Raw genomic sequence first — 10,588 nt, 5'->3', positions numbered from 1 at the left:
GGGGTGCGTCGACACCGACGCCCCCGGCGCGCTGTGTTGTCCACGGCCGGCCGAGCCCCGGTCAGGCGAGCGACGTCAGCACCACGTCGAGCACGGCGACGGCGCCGGGTTTGTCGAGGGGGTCGTTTCCGTTGCCGCACTTGGGGGATTGGACGCAGGAGGGGCAGCCGGTCGGGCATTCGCAGGCGGCGATGGCGTCCCGGGTGGCGGACAGCCAGGGGAGGAACGCGGCGAAGGCGCGGTCGGCGAAGCCGGCTCCGCCGGGGTGGCCGTCGTGCACGAACACGGTCGCGGCGCCGGTGTCGGGGTGCATGGCGGTGGAGACGCCGCCGATGTCCCAGCGGTCGCAGCTGGCGAACAGCGGCAGCAGGCCGATCGCGGCGTGCTCGGCGGCGTGCAGCGCGCCGGGGACCCTGGCCGGCGTCAGGCCCGCGGCGCGCAGCAACGGCGCGTCCAATGTGTACCAGACGGCCCGGGTTTCCAGGGTCTGCGCGGGAAGGTCGAGCGGGATCTGGTCGAGCACGTCACCGGACGGCAGCCGGCGCAGGTAGCCGACCACCTGAGCGGTCACCGCCACCTCGCCGAGGCACACCTCGACCCCGCCACCGGACGACCGCGATGCCCGGCGCAGCACGGAGATGTCCACCTGCTCCCGCGGCGACGTCGTCCACTCCGGATCCTCGGCGTGCACCAACGCCAGCCCGGTGTCCAGATCAAGCTCGTCGACCACATAGGACGCACCCTGGTGCAGGTAGACGGCTCCGGGGTGGACGGTGCGGCACGCCGAGCCCGGGTCCACGGTGCCGAGCATGCGGCCCGAGTCGGCCTCCACCACCGCGATCTGCTCGCCGCCGGAGCCGCGGATGTCCACCGCCGAGTGCGGCTTGTCCCGGCTGGTCCAGTACCACCCGGTGGGCCGCCGCCGCAGCGTCCCGTCGGCCACCAGCTTGTCGACCACCCGCTCGGCGACCGGGCCGCCGAACGCGGCCAGGGCGTCCGGGGTCAGCGGCAGCTCGCACGCCGCGCAGGCCAGCTGCGGCGCAAGGACGTACGGGTTGAGCGGGTCGATCACGGTGGCCTCGACCGGCTTGTCCAGCACCGCGGCCGGGTTGTGCACCAGGTAGGTGTCCAGCGGATCGTCGCGGGCGACGAACACCACCAGCGCGCCGTCACCGGCCCGCCCGGCCCGCCCGGCCTGCTGCCAGAACGACGCCAGCGTGCCCGGGTAGCCGGCCATCACCACCGCGTCCATCCCGGCGATGTCCACCCCGAGCTCGAGAGCGTTGGTGCTGGCCACGCCGAGCAGCTCGCCGTCGGCCAGCGCGCTCTCCAGTGCCCGCCGCTCCTCGGGCAGGTAGCCGGACCGGTAGGCGGCCACCCGCGACGCCAGCGAAGGGTCCACTTCGGACAGCGCGCGCCGGGCGCCGATCGCGGTCAGCTCGGCGCCCCGCCGGGAGCGGACGAACGCCAGCGTCCGCGCCCCCTCGACGACCAGGTCGGTGAGGATCCTGGCGGCCTCGGCGCCGGCCGGGCGGCGCACCGGCGCGCCGTTCTCGCCGGCCACGTCCGCCAGCAGCGGTGGCTCCCACAGCGCCACCGTGCGCGCGCCCCGGGGCGAGTGGTCCGCCGTCACCGCCACGCAGTCCACACCGGACAGTCGGGTGGCCGACCCGGCCGGATCGGTCACGGTGGCCGAGGCCAGCACGAACACCGGGTCCGACCCGTACAGCCGGGCGACCCGGCGCAACCGGCGCAGCAGCAGCGCCACGTGCGAGCCGAACACCCCGCGGTAGCCGTGGCACTCGTCGACGACGACGAACGACAGCCGCCGGAAGAACCCCGCCCAGCGCCCGTGCGCCGGCAGCACGCCGCGGTGCAGCATGTCCGGGTTGGTGAACACCCACCTGGCGTGCGCGCGCACCCAGTCCCGCTCGGCCATCGGGGTGTCGCCGTCGTAGCTGGCCGGGCGCAGCGTTGGCAGCTCCAGCGCGCACGCCGAGCGCAGCTGGTCGGCGCCGAGGGCCTTGGTCGGCGCCAGGTACAGGGCGGTGGCGCGCGGGTCGGCGGTCAGCGCGACCGCCACCGGCAGCTGGTAGGCCAGCGACTTGCCGGACGCCGTGCCGGTCGCCAGCACCACGTGCCGGCCGGCCATGGCGTGCTCGGCCGCCTCGATCTGGTGCGCCCACGGTTGCGCCACCCCGCACCGGATGAAGGCGTCCCGCACGAGGTCGGGAACCCACGACGGCCACGGCACGCAGCCGGCGGCACGTTCGGGCAGATCCCGTACGTGGGTCAACGGATTCTCCCCGGCGGGCACGCCGGCCAGCACGCGATCGAGCAGTCGCCGACCGGTGTTCACACGCACGTTCGCAAGGTTCGCACAGGGGCCTGACGGGGACGCCTCGCAGGGCCGGCTAGCTCAACCAATAGACTCCGCCGGTCCCATAGATGAGTCCCCGGTGGCGCACGTCCAGTCACCGGTTGCCGGCGCAGGTGCCGGCAGACGTACCAGGAGGACGGATGTCCGGGCAGTTGCTGGCGGATGGCTTGTCGCTATCCGGAGGTGATCGCGGCGTGGTGGTCGTGGTCGCCGTGATCGCCCTCGCTGCGCTCGGCGTGGGCTACGTCCTGCTCAAGGAGGTGCTGGCCGCCGGCCAGGGCACGGCCAAGATGCAGGACATCGCCAAGGCGGTGCAGGAAGGCGCCGCGGCGTACCTCAAGCGGCAGCGCAACACCCTGACGATCTTCGGGGTGATCGTGTTCCTGCTGCTGCTCGCGCTACCGGCGGCGGGTTGGGGCGAACGGATAGGCCGATCGTTGTTCTTCCTCGTCGGCGCCGTCTTCTCGTTCGCCATCGGCAACCTGGGCATGTGGCTGTCCACTCAGGCGAACCTGCGCGTGGCGGCGGCCGCGCGCGAGGAGCACGGCCGGGAGAAGGCCATGCGGGTGGCCTTCCGCACCGGTGGGGTGGTCGGCATGTCCACCGTCGGGCTCGGCCTGTTCGGCGCGTCGCTGGTGGTGCTGGTCTACGCCGCCGACGCGCCCAAGGTGCTGGAGGGTTTCGGTTTCGGCGCGGCGCTGATCGCCATGTTCATGCGGGTCGGCGGCGGCATCTTCACCAAGGCCGCGGACGTGGGCGCCGACCTGGTCGGCAAGGTCGAGCAGAACATCCCCGAGGACGACCCGCGCAACGCCGCCACGATCGCCGACAACGTGGGCGACAACGTCGGTGACTGCGCCGGGATGGCCGCCGACCTGTTCGAGTCCTACGCGGTGACCCTGGTCGCCGCGCTGATCCTGGGCAGCACCGCGTTCGGTGTGCAGGGCCTGATGTTCCCGCTGATCGTCCCCGCGCTCGGCGTGATCACCGCGGTGATCGGCGTCTACATCACCCGCGCAAGGGCCGGCGAGGGTGGCCTGGTCGCCATCAACCGCTCGTTTTACATCTCGGCGTTGATCTCCGCGGTGCTGTGCACCGTGGCCGCGTTCATCTACCTGCCGAACTCCTTCGGCGAGCTCGACGGCGCCACCGACACGACGATCTCGGGCAGCCCGGCGCTGATCGCGGCCATCGCGGTGATCATCGGCATCGTGCTCGCCGGCGTGATCCTGTGGCTGACCGGCTACTTCACCGGCACCGAGCACAAGCCGGTCAAGGACGTCGGCAAGACCTCGCTGACCGGCCCGGCCACGGTGATCCTGTCCGGCATCTCGGTCGGCTTCGAGTCCGCGGTCTACACCGCCGTGGTGATCGGCGCCGCGGTGTACGGCGCGTTCCTGCTGTCCGGTTCGATCTTCGTGTCGCTGTTCGCCATCGCGCTGGCCGGCACCGGTCTGCTGACCACGGTCGGCGTGATCGTGGCCATGGACACCTTCGGTCCGGTCAGCGACAACGCGCAGGGCATCGCCGAGATGTCCGGTGACGTGCAGGGCGATGGCGTGCAGGTGCTCACCGAGCTGGACGCGGTCGGCAACACCACCAAGGCGATCACCAAGGGCATCGCGATCGCCACCGCGGTGCTGGCCGCGACCGCGCTGTTCGGCTCGTACACCGACGCGATCGGCAAGGCGCTGGTGGAGGCGGGTCAGGCGGCGCTCAACCCGCAGGACTTCCTGGTGTTCAGCCCGAACGTGCTGGTCGGTGTCGCGATCGGCGCGGCGGTGGTGTTCATGTTCTCCGGGCTGGCGGTCAACGCGGTGTCCAGGGCGGCCGGCGCGGTCGTGTTCGAGGTGCGCCGCCAGTTCCACGACAACCCCGGGATCATGGACTACTCGGTGCGCCCGGAGTACGGCCGCGTGGTGGACATCTGCACCAGGGACGCGCAGCGTGAGCTGGCCACGCCCGGCCTGCTCGCCGTGCTGGCCCCGATGGCGGTCGGGTTCGGGCTCGGGGTGGGCCCGCTGGCCGGCTACCTGGCCGGCGCGATCGCCACCGGCACCCTGATGGCGATCTTCCTGGCGAACTCCGGTGGCGCCTGGGACAACGCCAAGAAGCTGGTCGAGGACGGCAACCACGGCGGAAAGGGCTCCGACGCCCACGCCGCCACGGTGATCGGTGACACCGTCGGCGATCCGTTCAAGGACACCGCCGGCCCGGCGATCAACCCGTTGATCAAGGTGATGAACCTGGTGTCGCTGCTCATCGCGCCGGCCGTGGTGGCGCTGTCGTTCGGCGAGGACAAGAGCAACGGCGTGCGGATCCTCATCGCGCTGCTCGCCGCCGCGATCGTGGTGGCGGCCGTGGTGGTGTCCAAGCGGCGCGGGACCGCGATCGCAGACAACCCCGCCGAGCGGGTGTCGAACGCCGGTTAGCGGCACGCGACGTCGGGGCCGGTCCGCACCGCGGGCCGGCCCCGGAATATCTGTCCATTGTGGACGAATGCCATCATGGCCGGATGATGCGTCGCCTTGCCGTGCTGGCCACCCTCGCGCTCGCCATGACCGCGTGCGGGGACGACTCGGGCAGCACCGATCCGGTCGCCTGGGCGGAGAAGGTGTGCAAGTCGGTCGAGGGCAACCTCGGCGTGCTCCACCAGCAGCCGGACGTCGACCCGACCAATCCGCAGCAGGCCAAGGAGAGCATGACCGCCTACCTGCAGAACATCGCCAACGCGTTGGGCGGCATGATCGGCGGCATCCGGGACGCCGGCGCCCCGCCGGTCGACGACGGCGCGGCGGCCGTCGACAAGCTGACGACCACGCTGGACAACGCCAAGAAGGCCATCGACGGCGCGAAGTCCCAACTGGAGCAGACCAACGTCGACGACCCGGCCGCGCTGGGTGCGGCGCTGTCCAAGGCCGGCGAGGACCTGGCCACGCTTGGCGAGCTGCAGGACCCGACCGCGGAGCTGGAGTCCAACCAGCAGCTCAAGGAGGCGTTCGACAAGGCGGAGACCTGCCGCCGGCTCGACGCCCGCTGAGCAGCTCCGCCTCTCCGGAATTAACTGCTGTTGTTGCCTTCCAGCCGATGGTGCGGTTGGCGGGGTTGATTGTGGCTGGGTGCCGTCACGGTCCGCTGAGGTTTCGTTGGCAGGCCCAAGACCTCACACTAGTCTGGCCCGGATGGCGCAGCTGTCGTTCTTCTCGGCCGAGGCCAACGCGCCCAAGGTGAGCGACCTCGGCGGGCTGCTGTGCGGACCCGGGCAGGTGGTCAGCTTCGGCGGCGCCGCCGCCCGGCTGTCGGTCGTGGTCGAGCAGGCCTGGCGGGCCGAGGCCATCGCCGCCGCCTGCCAGGAGCGCGGCGTCGACGCCGAGCTGGCCACCTCGGACGAGGGCACGCCCCTCGTGCGCACGGCCTTTCGCGCCGACCTCGCCGAGCTGGCGGCGGCCTGGACCAAGGGGGCGGTCAAGGCGGTGCCGGCCGGACTGAGCCTGGACGGCGCGGCGCTGCGGCTGTGGACGCTGGCCGCGGGGCGCTGGGTCGACAACGGCTTCCTGCTCGGGCTCGACCCGCGCGCGCCGGACACCTACGAGCCGCTCGGCGGCGCCCTTGCCCGGTGCGGGCTGGCCGCCACGGCGCTCGGGGTCCGCGGCGGCGGGCCGGGTCTGCGAATTTCCGGACGGCGTAGACTCACCAGGTTGGCGGAGCTGGTCGGCCCGCATCCGCTCGCCGCGGCCCAGGACGAATGGCCTGTGGTTTCGCGCGTGCGTGCGACGGGGTAACCCTGCTACAAGTAGTAACGGGTCATACTCCCAGTACGAAGTGCGCGATGGGATTGCGGGCACACTGGCGTGCTGACCCGGGCATGGCGCCCGAACGGGAGAAGAGAGCGGGACGGACGTTGGCATCCTCGACACAGAGAACGAGAAGCGGCGGGGGAACGCGCCGGCTGGTGATCGTCGAGTCACCGGCCAAGGCGCGCAAGATCGCTTCCTACCTCGGCCGCGACTTCGTCGTGGAGTCCTCCCGCGGGCACATTCGCGACCTACCCCGCAAGGCCGCCGAGGTGCCGGCCAAGTACAAGGGCGAGCCGTGGGCCAACCTCGGCGTCAACGTGGACAACGGGTTCGAGCCGATCTACATCGTCACCCCGGACAAGCGCTCGACGGTCAGCGAGCTCAAGGAGGCGCTGAAGAACGTCGACGAGCTCTACCTCGCGACGGACGGTGACCGCGAGGGCGAGGCCATCGCCTGGCACCTGATCGAGGCGCTCAAGCCCAAGGTTCCGGTGCGCCGCATGGTGTTCCACGAGATCACCGAGAACGCCATCCGGGCCGCCGCGGAGAACACCCGCGATCTCGACCAGGACCTCGTCGACGCGCAGGAGACCAGGCGCATCCTCGACCGGCTGTACGGCTACGAGGTCAGCCCGGTGCTGTGGAAGAAGATCATGCGCAACCTGTCCGCCGGGCGGGTGCAGTCGGTGGCCACTCGAATCGTGGTCGAGCGCGAGCGCGAGCGGATGCGCTTCGTCACCGCCTCGTACTGGGACATCTCCGCCACGTTGGAAACGGGCACAGCCGCCGGCCATGCTGGGGACGACACCGCCGAGCCCCGGTCGTTCGGCGCCCGGCTGCTGTCGGTCGACGGCACCCGGCTGGCCACCGGCCGGGACTTCGGCTCCGACGGCGAGCTCAAGCCGGGTGCGTCCGTGCTGCGGCTCGACGAGCCCGAGGCGCGCCGGCTGGCCGAGGCGCTGACCGGCTCCGCGCTGACCGTCACCAGCGTCGAGGAGAAGCCGTACACCCGCCGGCCGTACGCGCCGTTCATGACCTCGACGCTGCAGCAGGAGGCCGGGCGCAAGCTGAGGTTCTCCTCCGACCGCACGATGCGCATCGCCCAGCGGCTGTACGAAAACGGCTACATCACCTATATGCGTACCGACTCCACGACGCTGTCCGAGACGGCGATCGCCGCGGCGCGCAACCAGGCCCGCGACCTCTACGGCGACGCGTACGTGTCCCCGCAGCCACGGCAGTACACCCGCAAGGTGAAGAACGCGCAGGAGGCGCACGAGGCGATCCGCCCGGCCGGCGAGGTGTTCCGCACTCCCGGCCAGGTGGCCGGCGAGCTGGACTCCGACGAGTTCCGGCTCTACGAGCTGATCTGGCAGCGCACGATCGCCTCGCAGATGGCAGACGCGCGCGGCACCACGATGAGCGTGCGGATCACCGGAACCGCGGCCAGCGGCGAGGAGTGCACGTTCGCCGCGTCCGGCCGCACGATCACCTTCGCCGGTTTCCTGCGCGCCTACGTCGAGGCGGTGGACTCCGAGGCCGGCGGCGAGGCCGACGACGCCGAGCGGCGGCTGCCGCGGCTGACCAAGGACCAGTCGGTCACCGCGACCGAGCTGTCGGCCGACGGCCACGCCACCTCGCCGCCGCCGCGCTACACCGAGGCCAGCCTGGTCAAGACGCTGGAGGAGCTGGGCATCGGCCGGCCGTCGACCTACGCGTCGATCATCAACACCATCCAGGACCGCGGCTACGTGTGGAAGAAGGGCTCGGCGCTGGTGCCGGCCTGGATCGCGTTCTCCGTGGTCGGCTTGCTGGAGCAGCACTTCCGGCGGCTGGTCGACTACGACTTCACCGCCGCGCTCGAGGACGAGCTGGACGGCATCGCCAACGGTCGGGCCCGGCGCACGCCGTGGCTGTCGATGTTCTACTTCGGCGGCGACATGGGGCCCGACGGCTCGGTGGCCCGCTCCGGCGGTCTGAAGAAGCTGGTCGGCTCCGGGGTCGAGGAGATCGACCCCCGGGAGATCAACTCCATCCCGCTGTTCGACGACGACAGCGGCCGCCCGATCGTCGTGCGGGTCGGCCGCTACGGCCCATATCTTGAACGGGAGGGCGGCGGTGACGTTCCTGGCCCGCAGCGGGCCAACCTCCCCGAGGACCTGCCGCCCGACGAGCTGACCGTGGAGATCGCCGAGAAGCTGTTCGCCACGCCCATGGAGGGGCGCTCGCTGGGCACGGATCCGGTGACCGGCAACGAGATCGTGGCCAAGGAGGGCCGATTCGGGCCGTACGTCACGGAGATACTGCCGGAGCCGGAGAACGAGAAGGCCAAGAAGGTCAAGCCGCGCACCAGCTCGCTGCTCAAGTCGATGTCGTTGGACACCGTGACGCTCGACGACGCGCTGCGGCTGCTGTCGCTGCCAAGGGTGGTCGGCACCGACCCGGCCAGCGGCGAGGAGATCACCGCGCAGAACGGACGGTACGGGCCGTACCTGAAGAAGGGCACCGACTCCCGGTCGCTGGCCAGCGAGGAGGACATCTTCACCGTCACCCTGGACGAGGCGCTCAAGATCTACGCCGAGCCCAAGCGGCGCGGCCGGGCGGCGGCGGCCGCGGCACCCCCGCTGCGCGAGCTCGGCACCGACCCGGCGACCGGCAAGCCGATGGTGGTCAAGGACGGCCGGTTCGGGCCGTACGTCACCGACGGCGAGACCAATGCCTCGCTGCGCAAGTCCGACAGCGTGGACACGCTCACCGACGAGCGGGCCGCCGAGCTGCTGGCCGAGCGCAGGGCGAAGGGCCCGGCCCCCAAGCGCACCACCCGCCGCAAGGCCCCGGCCCGGCCGAAGTCCAAGTCCTGACCGGGGTCTTCCGCTAGCGTGTCGCTGCACCATGAGCGACTCCGATGAGGCGGACCGGCGCGCCGTCGAGGCGTGGTTTCGCCGCCGCGGGCTGCCGCTGGTCATCCGGCGCCGGTTCCGCGGCGCCGCGCTGCTGCAGCGGGCCACCCCGGCGCTGGTCTTCCTGGCGGTGATCGACCCGCTGCTGTCCGGCCTCGGCGTGCTGCTGGCCGTCGAGGACGACGAGTTCGCCCGGCTGGTGGACAACCCGGGCTTCGTGATCGGGCTGCTCGCCCTGACCGCCGCCGCGCTGGTGATCCCGGTGCTGGCCGGGTGGCTGGTGGCGCGGTGGATGCGCCGGTCGTCCGAGCGCGGGCGGCTGGTTCTCGCCCTGGTCGTGGTGGCGTTGATCCTGGTGGTGCTCCCGGCGGCCGAGTGGTGGGCCGGGCTGCGCGCCGGGCTGTGGGCGTACGTGCTGGTGAACCTGCTGTCGGTGCCGGTGCTGCTGGTCCTCGCGCGCGTCGGTGCCGGGTCGATCCTGGCCTGGGCGCTGCGCAGCGCCGTCGGTCAGCTCGGCGCGATCGGCACGCTGGCCAGCCGCGCGCTGCCGCTGCTCATGCTGGTCGTGCTGTTCTCCTTCTTCGCCGCCGAGGTGTGGCAGGTCGCCGCCGCGCTGCCGAGATGGCGACTGTGGCTGGTGGTGGCGTTCCTTGCCGGCCTTGCCGTGCTGTTCATCGGCTCGGTGCTGGCCGACGAGCTGCGCGAGCAGGTGCGCACGGTGCGCGCCGGCGACACGGCGGACCTGGTCGGCCACGTGGTCGGCACCCCACTGGCCGACGTGCTCGACGACGGCCACGAGAAGGTCGAGCACCCGCTGACCCGGTCGGAGAAGGTGAACATCGCCCTGGTGCTCTTCCTGGCCCAGGCGCTGCAGATCGTGGTCTTCTCGGCGCTGGTGTTCGGCCTGTTCATGCTGTTCGGCGCGCTGACCGTGCAGCAGGACGTGGTCGAGGCGTGGATCGGCCGGCGGCCGCCGTCGGGCGAGCTGTTCGGCCTGCGGCTGCCGGTGCCCGACGTGCTGGTGCAGGTGTCGCTGTTCCTGGCGGTGTTCTCCGGCCTGTACTTCGCCGCCTCGGCGGCCACCGACCCGCACTACCGCACGTCGTTCTTCGACCCGCTGGTTGCCGACGTCCGGGTCAGTCTCGCCGCTCGGGAGGTCTATCTGGCGCGTTGGCCGGCCGCCGCCGGGGCGCGATAATCATCGGGTGACGCTGCCCCGATGGGAACCCGACGGCACGCAGCCGCCCCCGCCGCCGTCCGTGTGGAACGACCCGGTGTCCGGGCTGGTGACCGGATCCGGCTACCTCGAGGAGGACGAACCCGTCCGGGTGCACGTCACCGAGCCCGAGATGCCGGACATCACCGAGGTGCGCCGCGCCGTCGACGCGGTGCTGATGGGCGAGGACGAGCCGGAGCCGCCGGGGGTGCCGGCGCCGCGCCGCGCGTCGGCGCCCCCGGTCCGCATACCGGCCGACACACCCGGCATCGTGGCGCCCAACCCCCGACCGGGC

The 10,588-nt window shown here is 71.9% G+C and carries 7 protein-coding genes; 6 read left to right on the top strand and 1 reads right to left on the bottom strand.

Going from position 1 to position 10,588, the window contains the following annotated elements; translation table 11 throughout:
* Positions 1-61: 61 nt before the first annotated feature.
* The gene (locus VGX25_RS09970; RefSeq protein ID WP_326917356.1) at positions 62-2,365 is read right to left on the bottom strand and encodes a DEAD/DEAH box helicase; all 2,304 of its coding nucleotides are present in this window, start codon (positions 2,363-2,365) and stop codon (positions 62-64) included.
* A gap of 155 nt (positions 2,366-2,520) precedes the next feature.
* Here VGX25_RS09970 and VGX25_RS09965 point away from each other — a divergent pair, with 155 nt between their 5' ends.
* From VGX25_RS09965 to VGX25_RS09940, 6 genes are all read left to right on the top strand, one after another.
* Positions 2,521-4,812 (top strand): sodium-translocating pyrophosphatase, encoded by a 2,292-nt coding sequence (locus VGX25_RS09965; protein ID WP_326917355.1) that lies wholly within the window; start codon positions 2,521-2,523, stop codon positions 4,810-4,812.
* A gap of 83 nt (positions 4,813-4,895) precedes the next feature.
* Entirely contained in the window at positions 4,896-5,420 is a 525-nt protein-coding gene (locus tag VGX25_RS09960) for a hypothetical protein (protein WP_326917354.1), read from the top strand.
* 142 nt (positions 5,421-5,562) lie between these two features.
* Positions 5,563-6,162: a hypothetical protein gene (locus VGX25_RS09955; RefSeq protein WP_326917353.1), complete on the top strand. Its 600-nt coding sequence runs from the start codon at positions 5,563-5,565 to the stop codon at positions 6,160-6,162.
* Positions 6,163-6,332: 170 nt separating this feature from the next.
* Positions 6,333-9,038 (top strand): type I DNA topoisomerase, encoded by a 2,706-nt coding sequence (gene topA / locus VGX25_RS09950; protein WP_414635750.1) that lies wholly within the window; start codon positions 6,333-6,335, stop codon positions 9,036-9,038.
* Positions 9,039-9,069: 31 nt separating this feature from the next.
* Positions 9,070-10,275, top strand: coding sequence for a hypothetical protein (locus tag VGX25_RS09945; RefSeq protein ID WP_326917351.1), 1,206 nt, complete (start codon positions 9,070-9,072; stop codon positions 10,273-10,275).
* A 7-nt stretch (positions 10,276-10,282) separates the two neighbouring features.
* Positions 10,283-10,588, top strand: a 306-nt coding sequence (locus VGX25_RS09940; RefSeq protein WP_414635749.1) for a hypothetical protein, incomplete at its 3' end; no start/stop codon positions are given.

The organism is Actinophytocola sp. (genome assembly GCF_035942955.1).
Classification (GTDB): domain Bacteria; phylum Actinomycetota; class Actinomycetes; order Mycobacteriales; family Pseudonocardiaceae; genus DASYTH01.
Note: the sequence above shows the minus strand (reverse complement) of the source record. Positions and strands in the feature narration are given on the sequence as shown.